Annotated in this window: 22 protein-coding genes; 6 read left to right on the forward strand and 16 right to left on the reverse strand. The window is 65.3% G+C overall.

Features of this window, described 5'->3' with window-relative positions:
• Window positions 1–32: 32 nt before the first annotated feature.
• From FR943_RS18965 to FR943_RS18980, 5 genes are all read right to left on the reverse strand, one after another.
• Window positions 33–890, reverse strand: a complete 858-nt coding sequence (locus tag FR943_RS18965) for an MlaE family ABC transporter permease (RefSeq protein ID WP_217159794.1) — start codon at window positions 888–890, stop codon at window positions 33–35.
• Between the two features lie 9 nt (window positions 891–899).
• Window positions 900–1,697 (reverse strand): MlaE family ABC transporter permease, encoded by a 798-nt coding sequence (locus FR943_RS18970; protein ID WP_217159795.1) that lies wholly within the window; start codon window positions 1,695–1,697, stop codon window positions 900–902.
• Window positions 1,698–1,823: 126 nt separating this feature from the next.
• Complete coding sequence (locus tag FR943_RS26690; protein ID WP_275957468.1) at window positions 1,824–1,955, reverse strand: hypothetical protein; 132 nt, start codon at window positions 1,953–1,955, stop codon at window positions 1,824–1,826.
• 281 nt (window positions 1,956–2,236) lie between these two features.
• Window positions 2,237–3,481: a CaiB/BaiF CoA transferase family protein gene (locus FR943_RS18975; protein ID WP_217159796.1), complete on the reverse strand. Its 1,245-nt coding sequence runs from the start codon at window positions 3,479–3,481 to the stop codon at window positions 2,237–2,239.
• The gene (locus FR943_RS18980; RefSeq protein ID WP_217159797.1) at window positions 3,478–4,950 is read right to left on the reverse strand and encodes an aldehyde dehydrogenase family protein; all 1,473 of its coding nucleotides are present in this window, start codon (window positions 4,948–4,950) and stop codon (window positions 3,478–3,480) included. Before FR943_RS18980 ends, FR943_RS18975 begins: the two co-directional genes overlap by 4 nt.
• A 266-nt stretch (window positions 4,951–5,216) precedes the next feature.
• On the opposite strand from FR943_RS18980, the gene FR943_RS18985 reads away from it, so the two are divergent.
• From FR943_RS18985 to FR943_RS19005, 5 genes are all read left to right on the forward strand, one after another.
• Window positions 5,217–5,918 (forward strand): SDR family NAD(P)-dependent oxidoreductase, encoded by a 702-nt coding sequence (locus FR943_RS18985; RefSeq protein WP_217159798.1) that lies wholly within the window; start codon window positions 5,217–5,219, stop codon window positions 5,916–5,918.
• A gap of 45 nt (window positions 5,919–5,963) precedes the next feature.
• Window positions 5,964–6,839: a mycofactocin-coupled SDR family oxidoreductase gene (locus FR943_RS18990; protein ID WP_217159799.1), complete on the forward strand. Its 876-nt coding sequence runs from the start codon at window positions 5,964–5,966 to the stop codon at window positions 6,837–6,839.
• A 34-nt stretch (window positions 6,840–6,873) separates the two neighbouring features.
• The gene (locus FR943_RS18995; protein WP_217159800.1) at window positions 6,874–7,068 is read left to right on the forward strand and encodes a ferredoxin; all 195 of its coding nucleotides are present in this window, start codon (window positions 6,874–6,876) and stop codon (window positions 7,066–7,068) included.
• Between the two features lie 31 nt (window positions 7,069–7,099).
• Complete coding sequence (locus tag FR943_RS19000; RefSeq protein ID WP_217159801.1) at window positions 7,100–8,461, forward strand: cytochrome P450; 1,362 nt, start codon at window positions 7,100–7,102, stop codon at window positions 8,459–8,461.
• Window positions 8,462–8,581: 120 nt separating this feature from the next.
• Window positions 8,582–8,929 (forward strand): hemophore-related protein, encoded by a 348-nt coding sequence (locus FR943_RS19005; RefSeq protein ID WP_217159802.1) that lies wholly within the window; start codon window positions 8,582–8,584, stop codon window positions 8,927–8,929.
• A 27-nt stretch (window positions 8,930–8,956) separates the two neighbouring features.
• Here FR943_RS19005 and FR943_RS19010 read toward each other — a convergent pair whose 3' ends face one another.
• A complete protein-coding gene (locus tag FR943_RS19010; protein ID WP_218045949.1) occupies window positions 8,957–10,129 on the reverse strand; it encodes a cytochrome P450 in 1,173 nt (390 codons plus the stop codon).
• A 76-nt stretch (window positions 10,130–10,205) separates the two neighbouring features.
• Window positions 10,206–10,988, reverse strand: a complete 783-nt coding sequence (locus FR943_RS19015) for a spirocyclase AveC family protein (protein WP_217159804.1) — start codon at window positions 10,986–10,988, stop codon at window positions 10,206–10,208.
• A gap of 260 nt (window positions 10,989–11,248) precedes the next feature.
• On the opposite strand from FR943_RS19015, the gene FR943_RS19020 reads away from it, so the two are divergent.
• The gene (locus FR943_RS19020) at window positions 11,249–11,890 is read left to right on the forward strand and encodes a TetR/AcrR family transcriptional regulator (protein ID WP_217159805.1); all 642 of its coding nucleotides are present in this window, start codon (window positions 11,249–11,251) and stop codon (window positions 11,888–11,890) included.
• Here FR943_RS19020 and FR943_RS19025 read toward each other — a convergent pair.
• The 9 genes from FR943_RS19025 to FR943_RS19065 all read right to left on the reverse strand — a co-directional run bounded on the left by FR943_RS19025 (window position 11,884) and on the right by FR943_RS19065 (window position 22,964).
• Window positions 11,884–12,759 (reverse strand): mycofactocin-coupled SDR family oxidoreductase, encoded by an 876-nt coding sequence (locus FR943_RS19025; RefSeq protein ID WP_217159806.1) that lies wholly within the window; start codon window positions 12,757–12,759, stop codon window positions 11,884–11,886. The genes FR943_RS19020 and FR943_RS19025 overlap by 7 nt on opposite strands.
• Window positions 12,760–12,790: 31 nt before the next feature.
• Complete coding sequence (locus FR943_RS19030) at window positions 12,791–14,059, reverse strand: cytochrome P450 (protein ID WP_217159807.1); 1,269 nt, start codon at window positions 14,057–14,059, stop codon at window positions 12,791–12,793.
• Between the two features lie 99 nt (window positions 14,060–14,158).
• Window positions 14,159–15,367: a cytochrome P450 gene (locus tag FR943_RS19035; RefSeq protein ID WP_217159960.1), complete on the reverse strand. Its 1,209-nt coding sequence runs from the start codon at window positions 15,365–15,367 to the stop codon at window positions 14,159–14,161.
• A gap of 34 nt (window positions 15,368–15,401) precedes the next feature.
• Window positions 15,402–16,886, reverse strand: coding sequence for an aldehyde dehydrogenase family protein (locus FR943_RS19040; protein WP_217159808.1), 1,485 nt, complete (start codon window positions 16,884–16,886; stop codon window positions 15,402–15,404).
• Window positions 16,879–17,931, reverse strand: a complete 1,053-nt coding sequence (locus FR943_RS19045; protein ID WP_217159809.1) for an SDR family oxidoreductase — start codon at window positions 17,929–17,931, stop codon at window positions 16,879–16,881. Before FR943_RS19045 ends, FR943_RS19040 begins: the two co-directional genes overlap by 8 nt.
• The gene (locus tag FR943_RS19050) at window positions 17,924–19,069 is read right to left on the reverse strand and encodes a spirocyclase AveC family protein (RefSeq protein ID WP_217159810.1); all 1,146 of its coding nucleotides are present in this window, start codon (window positions 19,067–19,069) and stop codon (window positions 17,924–17,926) included. The genes FR943_RS19045 and FR943_RS19050 overlap by 8 nt, the downstream gene beginning before the upstream one ends.
• Entirely contained in the window at window positions 19,066–20,187 is a 1,122-nt protein-coding gene (locus FR943_RS19055; protein WP_217159811.1) for an ABC transporter substrate-binding protein, read from the reverse strand. Before FR943_RS19055 ends, FR943_RS19050 begins: the two co-directional genes overlap by 4 nt.
• 89 nt (window positions 20,188–20,276) lie before the next feature.
• Window positions 20,277–21,125: a CbbQ/NirQ/NorQ/GpvN family protein gene (locus tag FR943_RS19060; protein ID WP_217159812.1), complete on the reverse strand. Its 849-nt coding sequence runs from the start codon at window positions 21,123–21,125 to the stop codon at window positions 20,277–20,279.
• A 144-nt stretch (window positions 21,126–21,269) separates the two neighbouring features.
• Window positions 21,270–22,964, reverse strand: coding sequence for a nitric oxide reductase activation protein NorD (locus FR943_RS19065; protein WP_217159813.1), 1,695 nt, complete (start codon window positions 22,962–22,964; stop codon window positions 21,270–21,272).
• Window positions 22,965–23,033: the final 69 nt, after the last annotated feature.

Consider the following 23,033-nt stretch of genomic DNA (forward strand, 5'->3'; position numbering starts at 1 on the left):
CCCGGACCGACGTTTCGTGTCAACTCTTCTCCCTAACCCGACAGGTTGAAGTTTCCGTTGGAGCCGTAGACCGACAGTGACACCAGCAGGGTCACCGAGACCACGACGATCAGTGAGGTGCGTACGGCGTTGCCGACTGCCACCCCGACCCCCGACGGTCCGCCGGAGGCGAAGTAGCCGAAGTAGGTGTGGATCAGCAGGATGGTGATGGCCATCAGGATGGCCTGCAGAAACGACCACAACAGGTCGATCGGATTGAGGAACGTCGTGAAGTAGTGGTTATAGAGACCACCGGACTGCCCGAGCAGCACCACGGTGGTGAACTGCGAAGCCAGGAACGACAGGATGACCGCGATCGCGTACAGCGGGGTGATGGCGATCATCCCGGCCACGATGCGGGTGGACACCAGGTATTCGACCGGGCGGATGGCCATGGCCTCCAGCGCGTCGATCTCCTCGTTGATCCGCATGGCGCCCAGCTGGGCGGTCACGCCGGCACCGAATGTGGCGGCCAGCCCGATCCCGGCAACCACCGGCGCGGCGATGCGTACGTTGATGAATGCCGACAAGAATCCGGTCAGCGCCTCGATGCCGATGTTGCCCAGCGAGGAATAGCCCTGGATGGCCAGCACACCACCGGTAGCCAGGGTCAAGAAACCGACGATCACCACGGTGCCGCCGATCATGGCCAAAGTGCCTGCTCCCATGGAGATCTCGGCGATCAGCCGAACGAGCTCCTTGCGATAGTGCATCGCCGCGTGCGGGGTGCCGGCCAGCGCCCGCAGATAGAACAGGGTGTGGTCGCCAATCCGGCTCAGCGTCGAAACCGGCTTGTTGAACTGCCGGGTCACCCGCGGATAGGTCGACCTCAAGATCGTCATTGTGCCCATGTCTGCCGCCTATCCCGACGTCATCCGGATACCGATGGCCGTGACGACCACGTTGATCACGAACAGCGCCATGAAGGCGTACACCACTGTCTCGTTGACCGCGTTGCCCACCGCCTTGGCGCCACCACCGCTGATCGTGAGGCCGCGATAGCAGGCCACCATCCCGGCGATCAGACCGAACAGCGCGGCCTTGACACACGAGATGACCACCTCCGGCACACCCGTCAGCAGCGTGATGCCGGCCGCGAACGCACCCGGGTTCACGTCCTGGATGAACACCGAGAACACGTAGCCGCCCAGGATGCCGATGATCACCACCAGACTGTTGAGCAGCAGTGCCACCAGGCCCGAGGCCAGAATGCGCGGCGTGACCAGACGCTGGATCGGGTTGATGCCCAGGACCTCCATCGCATCGATCTCTTCGCGGATCGTGCGTGAGCCCAGATCGGCGCACATTGCCGTGGCACCGGCGCCGGCCACGATCAGCACCGTCACCATCGGACCGAGCTGAGTCACCGCGCCGAACGCCGCACCCGCACCCGAGAGGTCCGCCGCGCCGAGCTCACGAAGCAGGATGTTGAGTGTGAAGCTCACCAGCACGGTGAACGGGATCGCCACCAACAGCGTCGGCGCCATCGACACCCGCGCCACGAACCAACACTGCTCCAGGAACTCCCGCCCCTGAAACGGCCGTTTGAAGATGAACCGGATGGCATCCAGCGACATCGCGAACAGCGCGCCGACGGCCTGCATCGGCCCCGACAGGTTGCGTGCCAGCGAGACTCCGGTCGACCATTTATCTGCCATTGACCAGTGGTCCCTCCAGGCTCGTTACTGCCGACACCACCGTCGGTGCGCCGATGTTAAGTGCTTCACCGCGCGGCTGCGCGAACAGGTCTGGTGCGTACTTTGCGTCATGCAGGCCGAGCCGGGTCATGCCACGACCACCGACCCGGCACCGGCCAACCGGCCGGTCGGGAGGTCATGCCCTACCGGATCGACCGAACCCGGTTGCACCGCAATGCCTTTCATGCCGACCGCCACGTGCGAGGTGCCGTCATACATTCGAGGCACCTCCTACGTTCGATGGATCGTTCGCTTCACCGCATGCAACGGTGAAGCCGGACAGACTTGTCCGCGTGACCGCCCCCCGGGTTCCTGATGCTATCGGACTCGTGATGTGTTGCGAGGGCAAACAACGCAGAACTTGCTCGGCTAGTTGACAATTGGGGCGGAGGCCTTTGCTCCGCCGCCCCGCGACGACGTCCCTACCGTGGGCTGCGCTGCACGCAGTCCACGGCGGGCGGTTCACGACGGAAGCGGAGAGAGGCATTTGCGGCGGCGACCTACGTGACCGCGCCGGCGGTCTTGAGCTCGATGATCCGATCCCAATCCAGGCCCAGTTCGACCAGGATGTCGTCGGTCTGTTCGGCGAAGCCCGGCGCCGGCCCGGTGCTCGGCGCCGACACGTCGAATTGCACTGGGTTGGCCACCAACTCAAGTTCGCCCGCCTGCACGAGGTATTCGTTGGCCCGGATCTGTGCATCCTGTGCGGCCTGCAGGGTGTCCTGCACGGGCGCCCAGGGACCGGCCAGCGTGGCAAATCGCTCACTCCACTCTGGCAAAGTTCGCTTCTTCATCGCCTCGGTGAGGATCTCGACCGCATCGGGGGTGTTCTCCGCGAACGACTCGGCCGTGGCGAACCTCGGATCATCGATGTAGCTCTCCAGGTCCATGTGCCGGCAGACGTCGGCCCAGAACTTGGTGGGCTGCATCATCACGAAGGAGATGTAGCGGTCATCGGCCGTCCCATAGAGCCCGACCAGCGGGTTGATCGGCGAGCCGTGCACACCCGGCGGCGGCGTCACCATCAGCTGGTTGAGGTGCTGGGTCAGCGCCACCGTGTGGCCCATCGACCACAGCCCACTGCCGAGCAGCGAGACGTCCACGACCGACGGCTCCCCGGTCCGTTCACGCTTGAGCAGCGCCGCGGCGATCCCGCCGGCCAGGTTGGTGCCCGAGATCGTGTCACCGTAGGCCGGTCCCGGCGGGGCGATCATGCCCTCCATCCCGGCCGGGGTGATGGTTGCCGCGGTACCGGCCCGGCACCAGAAGGCGGTCATGTCGTAGCCGCCCTTGACCGACTCCTCGCCACGCGGCCCCAGCGCACTGCCGCGGGCGTAGATGATCTTCGGATTCACCGCGCGGATGTCGTCGACGTCGATGCCGAACTTCTGCCGGTGTCCCGGCAGGAAGCTGGTGAGGAAGACGTCGGCCTTCTTCGCCAGTTCCAGCAGGATTTCGCGCCCCTCGGGCACCGACATGTCCAGCCCGATGCTGCGCTTGCCGCGGTTGGCGTGCTCGATGTTCGGGTTCGGGTCGCCCTCGACCCGCAGCGGTCCGGTCTGACGCAGGCCGCGTTGTGGATCACCTGTGACGGCGTGCTCGACCTTGATGACGTCGGCGCCCCACTCCCCCAGCACCGCTCCGGCCGAGGGGACGAAGCCGTACATCGCGACCTCGAGGACGCGGATGCCTTCCAACGGGCCGGTCACATTCCCCCGGTCGCTTCGCTCCTGCCCGCCGGTCATGACAACACCCGGGCGAACGTCTTCGACTCCATGAATTCCTCGAGTCCGGCCGTGCCCATCTCGCGGCCGATACCCGACTGCTTGTATCCACCGAACGGGCTGTCCGGACTGAAGTAGTTGCCGCCGTTGATCGAGAACGTCCCGGTCCGGATCCGGCGCGCGACCGCAAGCGCGCGGTCCTCGCTGCCGAACACCGCGCCGGACAGACCGTAGATGGAGTTGTTGGCGATGCGCACCGCGTCGTCGTCGTCTTCGTAGGCGATCACGGCCAGCACCGGTCCGAAGACCTCTTCCTGGGCGATCTCACTGTCCGGGTCGACGTCGGCGAGCAGCGTCGGGGTGTAGAAGTAGCCGGGGTCGACCTTTTCGCCACCGGTGACCAGCGTCGCTCCCGCCTCGACCGCGCGCTTGACCATGCCGTCGACCTTGTCGCGTTGCTTCTCGCTGATCAGCGGACCCATGTAGGTCTTGGGATCGGTGGGGTCGCCGTAGCGAACCAGGCCGAAGTTGTTCTTGATCAGCTCGACGATCTCGTCCTTGTGCTTGGCCGGCACCAGCAGCCGCGAAGTCAGCGCGCAGCCCTGACCGGCGTGGGTGACCATGCTGAACGCCGAGAACAGCGCGGCGGTGTTGAAGTCGGCATCGTCGAGGACGATCGCGGCCGACTTGCCGCCGAGTTCCAGGAACACCTTCTTCAGGGTCTCGCTGGCGGCGGCCATGATGCGCCGGCCGGTGGGCGTCGAACCGGTGAAGGTGACCATGTCGACGTCCGGGCTCGTGGTGAGGACCGCGCCCACCTCGGGGTCGGCGCCCGACAGCACGTTGACGACGCCGGCCGGGATGTCGGTGTGGTTGGCGATCAGCTCACCGAGGGCGAGCGTGACCAGGGGGGTGTCCGGAGCGGATTTCAGCACCACCGTGCATCCGGCGGCCAGGGCCGGCGCGAGCTTGGCCAGCGCCAGCTGGTTGGGGTAGTTGTAGGCGATGATCGCGGCGACGACGCCGCCGGCTTCCTTCTCCACCCACCGGTGATGCTGCATGCCGCGGCTCTCGATGTTTCCGAGATCCTCGGTCAGCGGGTAGGTCTTGAGCAGCTCGGCGTAGTACCGCACGATGTCGATCGGCTGGTCCAGCTGCGCGCCGGCGCACAGCGCCGCGGTGGCGCCCACCTCGGTGGTGGTCAGCTCGGCCAATTCGTCGCGATGCTCGACCAGGGCCCGGTGCAGCTGCTCCAGGCAACGGATCCGCAGTTCGGTGTTGGTGGACCAGTCGGTGGTGTCGAACGCCTGCCGGGCCGCGGCGACCGCAGCTTCGGCGTCGGCGACGGTGGCATCCGGCGCGTGGCCGAAGACCTCTCCGGTAGCCGGATTGACGGAAGGAAACGTCCGCGGCGTCTCGCGCAGCTCTCCGCCGATCAACAACTTCCGGTCAGCCCGCTGGTCCTCCGCGATGGTGGGCGCTTCCTGCATCATCCTCCTCAGGCGATTCCCTACTGTGATGGAAACTGCATTCTCATCACCGGCGAATCATACATTCGCTCGATGAGAACTCAAGTGAAAGATAGATTGGCTAGTCATGCCCTATTCGCTGCAGATCCGGCACCTGAGCCAACGGCACGCAGGTTGTGCGCGGATCTTGCGGTGCATACAGGTCCGAGAGTACGGTTCTCATAATCGGAAGGATGATTCTTGAGCACTGAGAGACCCCGGTTCCGCCCAACGGCCGGAGAACTGTCATGAAGAATGCCGTTGTCACCGGAGGAGGCTCCGGCATCGGGGCGGCCATCGCCGCCCGGTTGCGCGCCGACGGCCTGCACGTCGCAACCCTGGATCTGCAGCCCTCGGATGATGAGTTCGCCCATGTGGCCGACGTGACCGACCGCGCCGCCGTCGACGCCGCCCTCGGTGACGTGCGCGCCCAACTCGGTCCGATCTCAGTGCTCGTCAACGCCGCCGGGCTGGACTGCTTCAAACGCTTCAGCGACCTGTCCTTCGACAAGTGGCAGCAGATCATCGACGTCAACCTGAACGGCGTCTTCCACTGCATCCAGGCCGCACTGCCCGACATGCTCGAAGCCGGCTGGGGCCGGATCGTCAACATCTCGTCGTCGAGCACGCATTCGGGACAGCCGTTCATGTCGCCCTACGTCGCGGCGAAATCCGCGGTGAACGGCCTGACCAAGAGCCTGGCGCTGGAGCTGGGCCCCAGCGGCATCACCGTCAATGCCGTACCGCCCGGCTTCATCGACACCCCCATGCTGCGCAAGGCCGAAGGCAAGGGCTTCCTCGGCGACACCGACAAGCAGATTCAGCAGACCCCGGTGCGTCGGATGGGCAAGCCCGAAGACATCGCCGCTGCCGTCGCCTTCTTCGCCTCCGAAGAGGCCGGCTACATCACCGGCCAGATCCTCGGTGTCAACGGCGGCCGTAACACCTGACCCGTGCGCGACGCACACGAAACATATTGAAGCGAAAGGACAAACGTGGGAAACAGCGGAGAAGGCAGGGTTGCCGGGAAAGTCGCCTTCATCACCGGCGCGGGCCGCGGTCAGGGTCGCAGCCACGCGATCCGGCTGGCCGAAGAGGGCGCCGACATCATCGCGGTCGACATCTGTAAGGACTACGACACCGTCGGTTATAAGATGGCCACCCCCGACGACCTCGAAGAGACCAAGAAGTACGTCGAGAAGACCGGCCGGCGCATCGTCACCGCCCAGGCCGATGTGCGCAACGAGGCCGAGCTGCGGGGCGCCCTGGAGTCCGGGCTCGCCGAGTTCGGCAAGGTCGACATCGTGGTGGCCCAGGCCGGCGTCGCCGCGATGAAAGGCCAGCCCGCGATGCAGGCCTGGACCGACGGCATCAACACCAACTTCGTCGGCACCATCAACGCCATCCAGGTCGCGCTTCCGCACCTGACCGAAGGCGCCTCGATCATCGCGACCGCCTCGGCCGCAGCGCTGATGGACGCCCACAGCAAGCCCAATCCGGGCGCCGACCCGGGTGGCATGGGCTACATGATCTCCAAGCGGCTGATCTCGGAGTATGTCCATGCGCTGGCCACCGAGCTGGCGGTGCGCGGCATCCGGGCCAACGTCATCCACCCCACCAACTGCAACACCAACATGCTGCAGAGCGAGCCGATGTACCGCTCGTTCCGGCCGGATCTGGAGAACCCGACCCGTGCCGATGCCGAGCCGGTGTTCGGTGTCCAGCAGGCCATGAAGGTCAACTTCATCGAGCCGGAGGACATCAGCAATGCAGTGCTGTGGCTGGCCTCCGACGAGGCCCGTTACGTCACCGGTATGCAGTTGCGCGTCGACGCCGGTGGCTACCTCAAGTGGTACGACTACCACGTGTGACGCCGTACCAGATGAACTGAAAGGAGTTGGCGTAGTGAAGGTTTCGGTCGACGGCAGCCGCTGCCAAGGCCACACGCTGTGCTCGATGATCGCGCCGGACTCGTTCGTCCTCGACGACGTCGACGGTCACGCGTCACCAGTTTCCGACGTGGTACCCGCGGATCAGGAAGACGCGGTCCGCGAGGCCGCGCACTCCTGCCCTGAGCAAGCCATCGTCATCGAAGATTGACGCAGACCGAGAGGCCAAGGGAGACAACGCCGTGAGTATCGACGATGTCACGACCGACGACGACCGCAAGAAGAACAACTACCACTTCGACCGGCACACACCGGAATACCGGTTGCAGTTCGAGAAGATCACCGAGGAGATGCAGTCCCGGTGCCCCGTGGCCTGGACCGATGTCTACAACGGTCACTGGGTTGCCGCCGACAGCAAGCACGTGTTCGAGCTCGCCCGCTGCCCGGTGGTGTCCAACCACCACGACATCAGTGGTGAGACACCGTTCCAGGGCATCACCATCCCGAAAGCCAGCCGGGCCACCGTGGTTCGCGGCGGCATCCTGGAGATGGACGAGCCGGAGCACAGCGCCTATCGCGGTGCCCTGAACCCGTACCTGTCGCCGGCGGCGATCAAGCGCTGGGAACCGTTCGTCGACGAGATCACCCGCGCCGCGCTCGACGAGCACATCGAGTCCGGGCAGATCGACTTCGTCGAGCATCTCGCCAACGTGGTACCGGCCGTGTTCACGCTGGCGATGATGGGCATCGAGCTCAAGAAGTGGAATGTCTACAGCGAGCCCACCCACGCGTCGGTGTACACCCCGGAGCACTCTCCCGAGCGCGAGAAGATCAACGAGCAACACCGGGAAATGGGCATCGACATCATCAACAACATGATGGAGATCCGGGAGAACCCGCGGCCGGGCCTGGTCAACGCGATGCTGCAGCTGCGCATCGACGGTGAACCGGCCCCCGACATGGAGATCCTGGGCAACCTCGGGCTGGTCATCGGCGGTGGGTTCGACACCACCACGGCGCTGACGGCGCATGCGCTGGAGTGGCTCGGTGAGCATCCCGACGAGCGCGAACGCCTCAGCCGCGAGCGCGAAACCCTGCTGAACCCGGCCACCGAGGAATTCCTGCGGTTCTTCACCCCGGCCCCCGGCGACGGGCGCACCTTCGCCGATGACGTCGAGGTCGAGGGCCACAAGTTCAAGAAGTTCGAGCGGCTGTGGCTGTCGTGGGCGATGGCCAACCGGGACCCTTCGGTGTTCGAAAAGCCCAACGAGATCATGTTGGACCGTAAGGGCAACCGGCACTTCAGCTTTGGTATCGGCGTACACCGCTGCGTCGGTTCCAACGTGGCGCGCACGGTGTTCAAGTCGATGCTCACGGCAGTGTTCGACCGCATGCCCGATTACGTGTGCGATCCCGAGGGAACCGTGCACTACGACACGATCGGCGTGATCCAGGGCATGCGCAACCTGCCGGCCACCTTCACCCCGGGCAAGCCGCTGGGGCCGGGGCTGGATGAAACGTTGGAGAAACTGCAGCGCATCTGCAACGAGCAGGAGCTGGCCCGGCCGATCACGGAGCGCAAGGAACGCGCCGTCATCGACTGACCACGGTTTTCCAGTAGGAACGCCTGGTACGTGTGTCGCCTGTTAATCTCGGATGAGGTCGGGTCCGACAAACGTACAAGGCGTCGCCTCTTTCGGCGGACAACATGGGGGTTCCAACAAGTGATCACGTCGTCGCGCAAGTTCATCGCCGCAGCGCTCGGCGGGCTGGCCCTGTCCGTCCCGTTGACGCTGGCCGGGGCGGGGGTGGCATCGGCCCAACCCGACTTCACTGCGGTGGTGAACACCACCTGCAACTACGACCAGGTGATGGCTGCGCTCAACGCACAACGCCCGGACCTGGCCCAGCAGTTCAACGCGTCCCCTTTCGCCCAGGGTGCGCTGCGCAATTTCCTGGCGTCCGGGCCCGCCGAGCGTCAGCAGACGGTCAACCAGATCCAGGCCAGCCCGGCCGCTGCGCAGTACTTCGGACCGATCAACATGATCGCGAGCAGCTGCAACAACTACTGAGCCGCTCGGTTCGGTGTACCGAGCTGTTCAACCGGTCGTGACCGGCATGTGTGCCCAGCCCCGCACGCTCGACGTGCGGGCTCGGCTCGCGTGCTCGTAGTCGACCTCCCAATCGGTCCAGCGTTTCAGGACCTCTTCGAAGGCCACCCGCGCCTCCAGCCTGGCCAAAGCGGAGCCAAGGCAGAAGTGCAGGCCCTGGCCGAAGCTCAGATGACTGTCTTTGCGGTGGATGTCGTAGCGGTCCGGATCGGTGTACCGGGTGTCGTCCCGGTTGGCCGAGCCGTTGAGCAACAGCATGTAGGAGCCCTCGGTCACGGTCTGCCCGTACAGTTCGACGTCGCGCGCCACGTAGCGTGCCTGCACGGGTGACGGCGGTTCGAAACGCAGCGTTTCCTCCACCGCCGACGGGATCAGCGACGGATCGGCCGCCAGCTCGTGGCGTTGGTCCGGGTGCTCACCGAGCAACTGCCCCATGAAGCCGATGAGCCGGGCGGTGGTCTCGCCGCCGGCGCCGGCGATCATCGCCGTGTAGGCCAGAACCTCGGTACGGTCCAGCTGTCGGCGGGTCCCGTCGGGTTCTTCGACCTCGGCGTTGAGCAGCTCGGTCATCAGGTCGTCGGAAGGGTGGGTGGAGCGCCATTCGATGTATTCGGCGAATTCCGCGAGCGACTCGGCGAAGATCGTGGCGCTGACGTCGCCGGCCCCCTCGCCCACCGAGATGTTCTTGTCGGTGCGGTCACGGATCTTCTCCTGCCCTTCCTCGGGAATCCCGAGCAGGTAGCCGATGGTGCGCATCGGCATGATCGCCCCGAGGTCGGCGACGAAGTCGAACCCGTCGGCGTCCATCAGCGGATCGAGTGCGCGCGAACAGAATCCGCGGACCAGGTCCTCGACTGCCAGCATGCGCCGCGGTGTGAAGACCCGGGACAGCAGGCGCCGGTGCAGATCGTGCAGCGGTGGGTCCTCGAACAGCAGGATGCCCGGCGGCACCTCGATGCCGCTGAACAGGATGTCGGCGGTGGTGCCGTGCCCCGACCGGTAGGTCTGCCAGTCGGGCAGGGCCGCCGCGACATCGTCGTAGCGGCTCAGCGCGTAGAAGTTGTACTTGTCGTTGTAGTACAGCGGGGCTTCTTCGCGCATCCGCCGCCACACCGGGTACGGGTCGTCGTCGATCGTGAAATCGAATGGGTCGTAGTACAACTCCACCGCCGGGTCGATACTCACTGTCGTTCTACCTTCCAATCATGCGGGGTATCCCTGTCGTTCGCGGCCGACGCTATTGGGGCTGGTTCGGCACACCGGGGAAGAACTGCTCGCTCGGGCCCACGTTGACCCAGCCGCCGAGCTTGGTGATCAGGTGCGGTGCGAACACCGACGCGTAGGCCGCGTGGCCGATCACGATCACGGCGAGCACGGACAGCAGACCCGATTGCAGCCTGGTCTTGGCCACTTTGTCAGCCCAGATCTCGATCACGTTGCGGCCCTGGGAATCTGTGCGTCCGAGCAGGTAGGTGAACAGCATCATCTGCAAGCCCATCGCGATGGCGTCGTAGATCGGGTACTGATGCTTGGTGCCCTCCCACACCGCCAGCCCCTCGATGACGTAGCCGTAGTAGAACAGGCCGAGTCGGGCACCGATGATCGCGTTGAAGACGAAGGCCCACAGAAAACCGACACCGAAGCCGACCAGCAGCAGTGTCTGCGGCCGCCGCCAGCCCCGCGTCCGGCTCACCCAACGGCCAAGTGCCGCACCGATGATGGCCGGCAGCACGAAGTACCCCATGTAGCCGACGGGAACAGCCGAGGGCAGTCCGCCACCCCAGGTCATGTTGAGCGGCCACCACGATGGCATGCGCGGCAACTCGGGCGGGAACTGCGCGTACACCGCCCAGTCGTAGGGGGCTTCGATCCAGGAGAACGACAGCGCCGAGATGCACAACAGCAGCAATGGGTGCAGCCGGCCGCGTCGGACGCTCAGGTAGATGCCGACGGCCAGGAAACCCAGGCCGCTGATGTAGGCGAATGCGACGCCGGCGTTGATCAGGAGTTGCAGGTTCATCGGTCGCCCTCCGGGCCTGACGCGGGCTGCGCCTGTGGCGGTGTGCGACGCGCCTCCGTGTCGAAGTACAACACCAGGCCGACGATCAGGGCGATCAAGCCAAACAGAGTGCCCAACATGATGATTGCGCCCACTGCCACCTCCTCGGGACACGTTGTGCAAAGATTTTAATAGTGGACACTATTATTGCGCGCCGGTCAAGGTCGCCTATGGTGAAGGCGCAAGCCGGTGCCGATATGGGGAGACAGGAGAAACACGCCATGCCCCAGCGACGTTCGGCGCCAAAACGCCCCCGCGGCGAGGCGCGCCGGCTGTTGCTCGACGCGGCGCGCGAGCTGTTCTCCCGGCAGGGCTACCGCAGCACCACCACGCGAGAGATCGCGCAAGCCGCCGCCGTCAGTGAGTACCTGCTGTTCCGCCACTTCGGTTCCAAGGCCGGGCTGTTCCGGGAAGCTCTGGTGCTGCCGTTCACGGACTTCGTCGACGAATTCGGCCAGACCTGGCGGGCCGTGGTGCCGGAAGAAACCGATGAGGAAGAGCTGACCCGGCAATTCGCCGGCCGGCTCTACGACCTCCTGGTAGCGCATCGAGGCCTGCTCCTGACGCTCGTCGCGTCCGACGGGCTCAGTACCGAAGAGCTCGAAGGTACCGGTATCGCCGACATCAGACGTGCCCTCGGCCTACTCGGTCAGATCAGTGCGGAGGGCATGCAATTGCGCGGAATGCGGTCGACGCAACCCGACCTGCCGGCCCACTCGGCGGTGGCGTTGATCGTCGGTACGGTCGCCCTGCGTTCGACATTCTTCGGCGATCGCCCCCCGTCCCGAGAGGCGATCGTCGACGAACTGGTGCAGGCACTGCTGCACGGCTTCCTGCACCGTCCCGCCGCAGAGAACTACTGAGGACCGTTGGGCCACTTGAGCAGTGAACCGGCATCGACACGGATGTGCTGGCCGGTGATGTAGCGGGAGTCGTCGCAGGCCAGGAACACACCCAGATTGGCCATGTCCTCGGGTTCGATGTACGGAATCGGCATCGCCTGGAACAGGTTGAACAGCGGCTCGGCATCTTCACGGGTCGCGGTCTTGCCCGCGGCCTTGAGATCGGGGCGGAACACCCCGTACATGCCCTCGTTCTGCAGCAGGTGGGTGTTGCAGTTGGTCGGATGGATGGCGTTGACCCGAATCATCCTCGGCGCCAGGTGAAGACACATCTCGTCGACGTACTCCATGACGATGCGCTTGCTCCAGCCGTATCCGGCGCCGCCGGGGCCCATGTCGGGGCTGGTGGTGGTGCCACGGATCATCCCCGCGGTGGACCCGGTGACGATAATGGATGCGCCGTCGGGCAGATGCGGGATCGCCACCGCCACGGTGTTCATCACACCCAGCAGGTCGACGTCGGAGGCGTCGACGAAGCCCATCGGATCGGGATTGCCCATTGCCATCGGCAGGATGCCCGCATTGGCCACCACGATGTCGATCTTGCCGAGATCGGCGATCCCTGCCTCGACCGCGTCGCGCAATTCATGGCGCTCGCGGACGTCGGCCACCCGGGCGACCACACGGCGGCCAAGTTCCTTGATCTTGCGTTCGGTCTCGGCCAGGTCCTCGGGGGTGGCCAGCGGGTAGGGGTTGGACGGGATGTCGCGGCAGATGTCCACCGCGATGATGTCGGCGCCCTCCTTGGCCATCGCCACCGCATGTGCCCGGCCCTGACCGCGCGCCGCACCGGTGATGAAAGCGACCTTGCCGTCGAGCTTTCCGGTCATGTACTACTCCTTTGTCTGGCGCCGGCCGGGTTCAGCCGAGCGGGGTGAAGGTGATGTGCAGTTCGGCGAGACCGCGCATGATGAACGTGGGCTCGTAGGCGTAATTGCGGTTGTCGAGGGGCCCGTGATGCTCTTCGGAGATCGTGATATCGCTCATCCGGTCCAGGATCCGGTTCAGCGAGATCCGGCCCTCGGCCCGGGCCAGCGGCGCCCCGGGGCAGGAGTGGACGCCGCGGATGAAGGCGATCTGTTCCCGCACATTGCCCCGGTCGGTGTGAAATGTGTTGGGATCGGGGAATTTCCGCTCGTCGCGGTTGCACGCCCCCGGCAACACCATGACCGTCGTTCCCGCCGGTACCTCGACATCACCGATGCTGGTGGTCTTGCTGGCCATCCGGAAATGTGATTTGACCGGGCTCTCCAGCCGCAGGGTCTCCTCCAAAAAGGCCGGTATCTTGCTGCGGTCCTCGCGCAGCAACTTCTCGAAGCCCGGATTGTCCCCGATGAACCGCACCGCCGAACTCACCAGCTTGGTGGTGGTCTCGGTGCCGGCCGCGAACAGGAACGTCGACAGGTTCATCACGTCTTCGATGTCGGGTGTCGAGCCGTCCTCGTACTTCGCCTGCGCCAGCTCGGTCAGCACATCCTCGCGCGGTGTGCGCCTGCGGTCCTCGATGTAGGCATAGAACTTGTCGTTGAGCCACTGCAGCGGGTTGTGCGTGGTGGGCGCCTCCTTGCCGAGCTCACCGACAGTCTCCAGGGCGAACACCGCCTTGAACTCCTCGTGATCCTCGGCAGGGACCCCGAGCAGGTCGGCAATCACCAGCAGCGAGAACGGTTTCGCGTAGTCGGCGAGGAATTCGCAACCGCCCTTGTCGATGAAGGTGTCGAGCTGCTGATCGGCCAGCCGCCACATGAAGTCTTCGTTTTCCTTGAGCCGCTTGGGGGTGATCAGCTTGTTCATCAGGCCGCGGGTCCGGGTGTGCAGCGGCGGGTCCTGCGAGGTGATGTGCTCCCCCATCGGGACCGCGAGCCGATGTTGTTCGATCAGCTCGGTGACGTCGTCGCTCTCCCCCGGCGTGATCGGCATCCCGGAGAACGGTCCGGCCACCGACACACACGATGAGAAGGCCGGGTCCTTGTAGACCGCCAGTGCCTCGTCATAGCCGGTCACGGTCAGGACATTGAACGGAGTCGCCTGGGTGACCGGGCATTTGGACCGCAGATGGTCGAAGTAGGGATAGGGATCGGGGACGAGGGATTCGTCGGTGAAGAAGTCGATGGTCTCGAAATCGGTCATCTCAAGCTCTCTCCTGGTCACTTTCCTTGCGCGAACAGACGCGGAGGTACCCCAATTCGCGCTGTTTGGGGTACTTTGACGTCTGCTCGCCGGAATGGGTCATCCGAACAGCACCGGTAACGACGTCGGCGAACGGAAGACCTGCCCGCGGATGTGCGGGTCGTTCCCGTCCGGGTCAAGCCGCAGGTTCGGCAGCCGGTCCAGCAGCAGGTTGATGGCGGTGCGCATTTCCAGCCGGGCCAGATGCATACCCAGGCACACGTGCACCCCGTGGCCCCAACCCAGATTCGCCTTGGGAGTCCGGAAGATGTCGAACTCGTCGGGGTTTTCCCAGCGGTCCTCCTGGCGATTCGTCGAACCCAGCATCGGCATCACCGAACAGCCTTCGGGGATGTGCACCCCGCCGAGTTCGGTATCGCGGGTGGTGGTGCGGGTGATGGTCAACAGGGGTGGATTCCAGCGCACCGCCTCCTCGATGGCCTGTGGCAGCAGTGACCGGTCGGCGCGCACCGCATCCAATTGCGTGGTATCCGTGAGCAATGCGAACAGCAGGTTGCCCAAGGACCGATACGTGGTCTCCACACCGGCAGGCAGCAGAAGCCGCAGGAACGAGAAGATCTCCTCGTCGGTGAGCTTCTCGCCGTCGATCTCGGCCTCGGCGAGCAGGCTGATCATGTCCTCTTTGGGTTCCGAGCGGCGGGCGTCGAGGATGGGCGCGAAGTACTCACACAGCGCGGCCGCGGCGGCCAACCCGCGCTCGGGGTTCATGATCCAACTGAGCAGCGAGATCGACCACCGCTGAAACTGCGGATAGTCTTCCTCGGGCAGGCCCAACAAACCGGCGATGATCCGGCTCGGATAGTCGAAGGTGAACTGCTTGACCAGGTCGGCCTTGCCGTCGGCGGCGAATCTGTCGATCAGCTCGTTGCCCACCCGGCCGACAAGCTCGTCCTCCCAACGCGCCAATGCCTTCTGCGAGAAGGCCTTCGACACCAGGGAGCGCAGTCGGCCGTGCACCGGCTCGTCCATGCCCAACATCACCCGGTCGCCGAGCACCGGGCCGAACGCCGCAATGACCCCCGAGGACGAGAAGGTCTCGTTGTCGCGCAGCATCTGCTGGGCGTCCTCGTAGCGGTAGACAATAAAGACGGGCTTGCCCTCCTCCCCCGGCATCGCCGACATGTCGATCCGCTGGATCGGTTCCTCATGCCGCAGCCTGGCCAGCTCCGGGTAGGGATCACGGACGTCGCCGGAGACGGCATCGTCGAAGGAACCGAAGTCCTCTAGGTCATCGAATAACTGGGGCAAAGCTTCCTCCATAAGGGCTCCTTGGGTACTTGCGCTACCGGGCTGGGTAGGCCACAGACTTGATCTCGGTGTACTGGTGGAATCCCGCGATGCCGTTCTGTCGCCCGACGCCGCTGTCCTTGTAACCGCCGAACGGGGTATCCGCGCCGTAACCCGCGGTGCCGTTGAGCCCGATGAACCCGGCCCGCAGCCGGCGGGCCACCGCAAGGGAATGCTCCAGCGAACCCGACATGACGTTGCCGGCCAACCCATACGGGCTGTCATTGGCGATCCGGATGGCATCCTCTTCGTCCTCGTAGGGGATGACAGCCAACACCGGCCCGAAGATCTCCTCCTGGGCGATCGTCATGGAATTGTCGACATCAATGAAAAGCGTTGGGTTGACCCAGAATCCCTTGTCGAACTGGCTCGGTGCATCGGTGCTTCCGACGAGCATGGTGGCGCCTTCGTCGACGCCCTTCCGGATATAGCCGAGGATGCGGGACTGCTGCTTGGCCGAGATCACCGGACCGCAGAGCGTTCCGGGATCCTGCGGATCACCGGGGACGATGTTCTCGTAGATGGCCTTCAAGATCGCGACGCCCTCGTCGTAGCGGGAGCGGGGCAACAGCATTCGGGTGGGGGCGGCGCAGCCCTGCCCCGCGTGCAGCAATGGGCCGATACCGATCAGGCACGCGGTGTTGAAATCGGCATCTTCCAAGACGATGGTGGCGGACTTGCCGCCGAGCTCGAGGAAGAGCCGCTTCATCGTCGCGGCACCTTTCTCCATGATGCGCTTGCCCACGGCCGTGGATCCGGTGAACGAGATCATGTCGACTTTGGGTGACAGGGTGAGTTCCTCGCCGACGAGATGGTCGGATGCGGTGACGACGTTCACCACTCCCGGTGGGATGTCGGTGTTCTCGGCGATGAGCCGGCCCAGCCGGGTGGCGTTGAACGGGGTGTCCGGCGCGGGTTTGAGCACCACGGTGTTCCCGGTCGCCAACGCCTGGCCCAGCTTGTTGATGGCAACCTCGAACGGGAAGTTCCACGGGGTGATCGCACCGACCACCCCGACCGGCTCGTACCAGACCTTGCGCGTGGTGTTCACCCCGGTGACCGAGACCACGGTGTCGCCCAGATCGGTTTCCCACGGGAAGGTCTCGATGAGCCGCGCGGGGTATTTGAGCCCGTCGGCGAGGGGGGCGTCGAGTTGCGGTCCGTGCGTGACCGCACGCGGTGCACCCACTTCGGCGATGAGCTCCTCGCGCAACTGCTCCAGCTCGCCCTCGATGGCCTCGTGTAGTTGTTCCAGACAACGCTTGCGAAGCTGGTGGTTGGTCGACCAGTCGGTCTCGTCGAAGGACCGGCGGGCGGCGTCGATGGCACGATGCATATCGGCCGTCGAGGCATCCGAGACCTCGCCGAGCATCTCCTCGTTGGCCGGATTGATGTTGGTGAAGGTACCGGCCTCGCCGTCGACGAGCTTGCCGTCGATCAGCATCCTTGATTCGAAGGTGGGCTGCGGTGGTTCAGACATCGGTCGCACTCCCTTGCTGGGGTTGGTTTTTCGCAGCTGATCGCTTCGCCGCCAGCGACGCCAGCCGGATCAGCACCGGCTGCGGAAGTACCTTGGCGGCCACCACCATCGCCTTCTGGGAAGTGGTCAACGGATACGCACCGCCGCGCATCGCGCCGTGGCGCGGGATACCCATCATCACCCGCGTCATCTGATGGAGTCCGGCCGAGGGCAGCAACCGGTTGGCGACCAACAGCATTCGAGCATCCGGCCCGACCGCGGTCTTGGCGAAGGGCTTGTCGCCGTCCAGCGCCTTGGCCAGGCCCCTGGCGAAGTCCTCGGGTGAGCGCGCGGCGTGTTTCATCATCGCCCGGCCGCGTTTGTCCATCGTGCGGTGATGGGGTGCGTAGGGCCCGTCCAGGTCCCGGTCGTCGGTGGTTCCCGCGTCAGTGATGATGTCTGTGTCGTAGGTTCCGGTGACCAAGATGGTGACGCCGATGCCGAAGGGTGCCACTTCCCCGGCCATCGCCTCGCCCCAGCGCTCCAGCGCCCCCTTGACCGCCGAATACGGTGCGGTGGCCGGCATTCCACGCACGCCGGCCGCACTCGAGATCAGCACGATGCGGCCACGGCCGGCCTCACGCATCGCGGGCAGCAGCGCCTTGGTGAGCGCCACCGGACCGAAGACGTTGGTGGCGAACATGCGCTCCCAGAGTTCCGACGATGTCTCCTCCACCATGCCCGCCGCCGAGATGCCGGCATTGTGGACCACCGCATACGGTGCACCGACCGCTTCTTCGATCGTCTTGGCCGCAGCCGTGATCGAGGCGGTGTCCATCAGATCGAGCTGCACACCGATCAGCCGATCGTCGTCGTCACCGGCCCCGGTCGCTTTCCGCAACAGCGGCATGCCCTGATCCGGCGTGCGCATCGCCGCGACCACCCGCCACCCGTCGCGATACAGGCGCACGGCCGAGGCGAACCCCAGGCCCCGCGACGCGCCGGTGATGAGGACAGTCCGAGGCTCAGCAGTGCCCTGTTCGTCGCGCAAGCGCTCATCACCCATTCTGGTTCTCCGATGCGCACCGGTTGCTCTTCGAACCCAACTCGACGTCGACGTTGCGGGACGGCCCCTGCTGCCAGGTGGACCACTTTCCTACCGAGTACGGTCCCTCGGCCCCGTTCGCCCGGTAATACCCCTGTGGGTCATAGATCTTCGCCTCGGGATACGGCCATGGGCAGGCGACTGAGGTGGCCAGCCCGCTGGCCTTGATGGCCCAGAACCAGCTTCCGTAGGCGAAGTACGCAACATTGACGATCACGAACATCACCAGGAACGTGCCGAGTACCGGCTTTTTCGGGAACAGCCTGGCCTTCGCGGCGAGCTTCTCGGCCGTCGACTTTCCGGTGTCGTCGCGGTAGACCAGGATCGCTGCCGGAACCATCACGAACGTCACCGCCAGCGACTCCCAGATGAGCGGGAATTGGAAGGTGCTGCCGGGGAACAACGTGCCGAACGGGATTGCCTGGGAGTAGATGTACAGCCCGGTGCGCACCAGGCTGACCTCAAGGAAGGCGTCGAAGATGAAGCCGATCACCAACACCAAGCCGCCCAGGCTGATCAGTGGATGCCTGCTGACGAACGCCTCCGGACCACGTTTGGCCTGCCACTTGCGCAGAAGCCAGATGGCCGGGAAATACGGGCCGAAGTAAAACGTCACGTAGCCGAACACGATGAACGGTTCGACCGTCGGCGACATCATGATCAGGGGCCAGTTCTCCGGCCAGTGCACCAACGCCGGGTTGTACACCGCGTACGGCGCCCAGTTCATGATCGGGTCCTGCCACACGATCACCGTCGTGACCAACACCATCAAGAGCACCGGGCTGCCGGGATTGCGCCGCCAGGCACGGATGAAAACAATGGTCAGTACCACGACCATGAGCAGGGCGCCGACCTGCGGGACGATCTGCCAGTGATCAAAGGCCGTCAGAAACTCAACCGGACGAGGCCGCCCTTCCACGTTCGGGTTGGCCACCCGCGGGTCGACGTCCGTCCGCGCAACGGAGAGGAACATCCCCCAGAACGCCAGCCATCCGATAAGCGCAATCCAGCGTCCCCAGTTCGGGCCCTTACGGGGCGCCTTGTTCTCGGTGTCCGCCGGCGTCACGATGCCCGGCGGTGCGGCCTTCTCGGTGGTCATCGGGCTTCCTCTCCAAAACGGTCGACCAGGTGCGAATTGACGCCGTCTTCGTCGAGAGTCCGGGCCACCAGATACCCCGCCCCCATCCACGCGCGTCGTGTCCATTTGCCCAGGGACACCCGGGTTCCGGGGGCGCCGGAGGCGGCCGGCATCATCTTCACCCGCTCCAGGGCCTCCTTGACCCCGCGCGGGCTCAGCGGGTGCGAATCGGTGAAGGCCCGCACCAAGGTGGCCGCCACGTCGTGGTTGACGACCGATACGCAGTACTCGGGACGGCTGCCGTTGTAGCGCTTGGCGTAGCGGTCCAGCCAGGCCTGCCCGACCGGGTTGCCTTCGTCGTACTGATCCACTCCGACCCAACCCAAAAAGGCCTGCCACATGATCGGGTTGACCCAGGCGTTCTGGAATGCGGTGGTGGTGAAGCGGGGCGGATCCCAATTGACGGCCTCCAGCGCCGGGTTGATGAACACGATGCCGAAACCGAACCCGAGATGCACGATCGCCTCGGCCTTGGCTTCGTGCAACGTGCTCACCGCGGCGTTGATATCCTGCGCGGTCTGCGCGATCCCGGCTTCCGCGACGATGCGAATCCCCTTGCGGGCACAGGCACTTCGGAGATTCTTCAGATAGCTCTCACCGATCAGGTTCTGCTCGACCAGGACGCCGATCTCGGTCAGGCCACGCTTGGCGACGAGGTCCGCCAGGAAGATTGGTTCATCGGTCATCGACCCCTGGGGGAAGGCGAAGGTCCACTCACCGAGCCAGTCGTCGGTGCCCGTGACGCTGATCGCCGGCACCTTGAAACGTTCCTCGATCGCCTCACGGAGGGGCACGCAGTTGTCGGTGATGTTCGGGCCGAACACCACCAGGCAGCCCTCGTCGACGAGCTCGCCGTAGGCGTCGATGACCGCCTTGACCGAACCCTTCGGCAACCCTTCCACCTCGCGGTAGATCATCTGCACCGGCCGATCCATCAGGCCCTGTTCGACCGCCTCTTCGAAGACCAGGTCGAAAGTCTGGGTGAAGGAGGCCTTCAGTTCGTCCGGGAAGCCCGGCGGCAACGTGAAGTCCATCAGGTAGCCCACCTTGATGGGCTCGGCAGTGCTCTCGTAGGACATCTGACCTCCGCTATCCGGCGTTCATCGCGGGGAATGCCGCGCATACGACCTAATATTTGTTCTGAACCTAATGCGGGCCGAGGGCAGCGTCAATCACCAGATCCGGATTGACCCAGGTAGACCTCGATCAGCTCGTGCAGACCACGGCTGACGGCAACGTCATCGGTCAACGGTGCCGCGACCGCCACCTGCGCTGCCACGGCGATCGGGAGTCCTTCGGCGATCAACCGTCCGGCGGCGATCAGCACCCGGGTGGATGCGACCTCGCGCAGTCCGCCGGTCTCCAGACGCCGGATCGCCTGCCCGAACCGGACCAACTCGACCGCGGTCGAATGGTCCACCCCCGCCTCGTGGGCGATGATGCCCTCTTCAACCTCGGGTTCGGGAAAGCCGAACTCGATGGCCACCATCCGTTGGCGGGTGGAGTCCTTGAGATCTTTGAGAACGCTCTGGTAGCCGGGGTTGTAGGACATCACCAGACCGAATCCCGGTGCGGCATCCAGCGTGATACCGAGCCGCTCGATGGGCAGCTGTCGCCGATAGTCCGACAGCGGGTGCAATACCACGGTAGTGTCCTGGCGGGCTTCCACCACCTCGTCGAGGTAACAGATCGCCCCCTCGCGCACCGCGCGGGTCAGCGGACCGTCGGTCCAGACCGTCTCGTCACCGCGCAGCAGGTAGCGACCCACGAGATCAGCGGTGGTGAGATCGTCATGACAGGAGACGGTGATCAGTGGCCGTCCGAGGTCGTGCGCCATCGCCTCGACGAATCGCGTCTTGCCGCAGCCCGTCGGCCCTTTCAACACCAGGGCGAGGCCTTGGCGGTACGCCGCCTTGAACACCGTCTCCTCATTGCCGACCGGCTTGTAATAGGGTCGCTCGCCCAGGGCCTGCGAACCGGCTCCGTTCTGGTGCACGAGTCCGGACTGGTTAGCCATGACACACCTTTCGTCGTATCCGCCACGCTGCGGTACTCATCGCAGCGTAACCGGAACAGATGTTTGTTTCAAGCGTCTGACACAATTCTCGCCAACCACTTTTCGCAACCAATATCGTTCTGCGGCTTGGTATCACGCGGTCCGTCACGACACCCGACGACGCACCTCACCGGAACGGATGGCCGAGCGGAACATCGGCCCGATCACGCCGGCGAGCTGATCGGGGTTGGAGATGGTGGCGTGCGCGGCGCTACCGAACACCCGCCGCAGCGACTCCACGTCGGTGCTGGCCCCGATGGTCAGGCACACGCAGCCGGTACCCCGGCGCCGGGCCTCGGTCAGGGCGCGACGCGCGTCGGCGGCGCCGTAGGCCCGCTCGTAACCATGGTCGTAGGCCAGGCCGTCGGACAGCACGACCAGCAGCCGCCGCGACGTACCACCGCGCTCTTCCAAGACCGCCGACCCGTGCCGGATGGCGGCGCCGAGTCGCGAATACGCCCCGGGCTCCAGGCTGTTCAGCCGCCGGAAAACCTGCGCATCGAGGTGGTCGTTGAACCGCTTGACCGGAACCATCGTCACTGCCGACCGCCCCTGCGAGTAGTACGCGTACAGCGACACCCGGTCGCCCAGATCGTGCAGCGCCACCATCAGGTGCGCGACCGCCGTGCGCTGCTGCTGGTGCACCGTGCGCCCGGCAGTGCCCGGCTCGGCGGCCGAACCCGAGACATCCAACAGCAACAGCACCGACAGGTCCCGCCGGCGCCGCAGGCTGTCGAGGTAGACCGCCTCGTCGGGCACCGACCCGGCGCGCACCTCGACGCGCGCCTCCAGGGCGGCGTCGATGTCGATGTCGTCGCCCTGCGGTTGGCGATGACGACGGTGCAGACCCATCCCCAGCCGCGCCAACGGCCGCCGCACACTGATCGCATCCTCGATCTGCTGGGTGGCGTGCGCTTTGATCTGCGGATCGGCCTCACGGACCGTGCACCAGTCGAGCCGATAGCTCCTGCGCTCGGCGTTCCATTCCGGGTACTTCACACCCTCGGTCTTGATGTCGACGACCTCCTCCGAGGCCACCGAGGCCAGCGAGGACACCGCGTGCAATCCACGCCTGGTCGAGTTGGTCCGATGCGTCGGCGAGTCGGCGCCGGGCGGCCCGTCGCCGTTGCCGCCGGTCTTGCGAGCCGAGGACAGCAGCTTCTTCAGCCACTTGCCGATCGCCCCGCCGCCGCCGACCGGGCTGGAAAACAGATCGGGATCATCGGAGTCGTCGACGTTGTCTTCGTCGAGTTCCTCAAGTTCCTGCTTTTCCTGCTTCCGGGGCACATGGCCGACAGACTCTTGATCCGCTTGCCTGGCCGCGGCTGCGGCAGTCGCCAGGACCTTCTTGACGTTGAGCGCGCCGAAGCTCGACGGCGGATCGGGCAACGCATCCCTTCCGCGCGCGATCGACAGCGATGTCGCCGCCGAATCGCTGCGCTCGCCGAGGGTTCGATCAGCCAAGGCGCTCAGCGTGTTTGGCAGGAGCGCGGCATTGGCCATCAGGGCCCGGTGCCCCTCGACAGCCAGATAACGCCGGGCCAGCCGCCGGTGCCGAGCCAACTGGCCGACCACCTCCGGGTCCAGGCTGCCCGCCGCGATCAGCGACGCCTGCACGGCCACCGATTCGAGCTGTGCGCGCGCCGGCGCCGAGGGGTCGACGTACACGGTCTTGCCGTCGGTCCACGGCGCCGCCTGCGGGTCGTCCCCGGACACCGCGACCGGGCAGCCCCCGAGCGCGGACGCCAACAAGTCCAACCCGGAGAACCGGCCATCGACACCGCCGCCGTGGTCAGACATCTGACACCTCCGTACCCGCGTCGAGTTTGACCAAATATCTGGTCCACCGTAGAGTTCCCGCCTGAGTGG

It is taken from the genome of [Mycobacterium] fortunisiensis, from assembly GCF_019050325.1.
GTDB lineage: Bacteria > Actinomycetota > Actinomycetes > Mycobacteriales > Mycobacteriaceae > Mycobacterium > Mycobacterium fortunisiensis.

Bases quoted from the DNA above. Each gene is read 5' to 3' on its own strand.
- FR943_RS18980 (WP_217159797.1), bottom strand. From the start codon at position 4,950: ATGCAGGAAGCGCCCACCATCGCGGAGGACCAGCGGGCTGACCGGAAG.
- FR943_RS19060 (WP_217159812.1), bottom strand. From the start codon at position 21,125: ATGGCTAACCAGTCCGGACTCGTGCACCAGAACGGAGCCGGTTCGCAG.
- FR943_RS19065 (WP_217159813.1), bottom strand. From the start codon at position 22,964: ATGTCTGACCACGGCGGCGGTGTCGATGGCCGGTTCTCCGGGTTGGAC.
- FR943_RS18985 (WP_217159798.1), top strand. From the start codon at position 5,217: ATGAAGAATGCCGTTGTCACCGGAGGAGGCTCCGGCATCGGGGCGGCC.
- FR943_RS18970 (WP_217159795.1), bottom strand. From the start codon at position 1,697: ATGGCAGATAAATGGTCGACCGGAGTCTCGCTGGCACGCAACCTGTCG.
- FR943_RS19045 (WP_217159809.1), bottom strand. From the start codon at position 17,931: ATGGGTGATGAGCGCTTGCGCGACGAACAGGGCACTGCTGAGCCTCGG.
- FR943_RS26690 (WP_275957468.1), bottom strand. From the start codon at position 1,955: ATGTATGACGGCACCTCGCACGTGGCGGTCGGCATGAAAGGCATTGCG.
- FR943_RS19050 (WP_217159810.1), bottom strand. From the start codon at position 19,069: ATGACCACCGAGAAGGCCGCACCGCCGGGCATCGTGACGCCGGCGGAC.
- FR943_RS19025 (WP_217159806.1), bottom strand. From the start codon at position 12,759: ATGACCGGAAAGCTCGACGGCAAGGTCGCTTTCATCACCGGTGCGGCG.
- FR943_RS18975 (WP_217159796.1), bottom strand. From the start codon at position 3,481: ATGACCGGCGGGCAGGAGCGAAGCGACCGGGGGAATGTGACCGGCCCG.
- FR943_RS19015 (WP_217159804.1), bottom strand. From the start codon at position 10,988: ATGAACCTGCAACTCCTGATCAACGCCGGCGTCGCATTCGCCTACATC.
- FR943_RS18965 (WP_217159794.1), bottom strand. From the start codon at position 890: ATGGGCACAATGACGATCTTGAGGTCGACCTATCCGCGGGTGACCCGG.
- FR943_RS19055 (WP_217159811.1), bottom strand. From the start codon at position 20,187: ATGTCCTACGAGAGCACTGCCGAGCCCATCAAGGTGGGCTACCTGATG.
- FR943_RS19040 (WP_217159808.1), bottom strand. From the start codon at position 16,886: ATGTCTGAACCACCGCAGCCCACCTTCGAATCAAGGATGCTGATCGAC.
- FR943_RS19020 (WP_217159805.1), top strand. From the start codon at position 11,249: ATGCCCCAGCGACGTTCGGCGCCAAAACGCCCCCGCGGCGAGGCGCGC.
- FR943_RS19030 (WP_217159807.1), bottom strand. From the start codon at position 14,059: ATGACCGATTTCGAGACCATCGACTTCTTCACCGACGAATCCCTCGTC.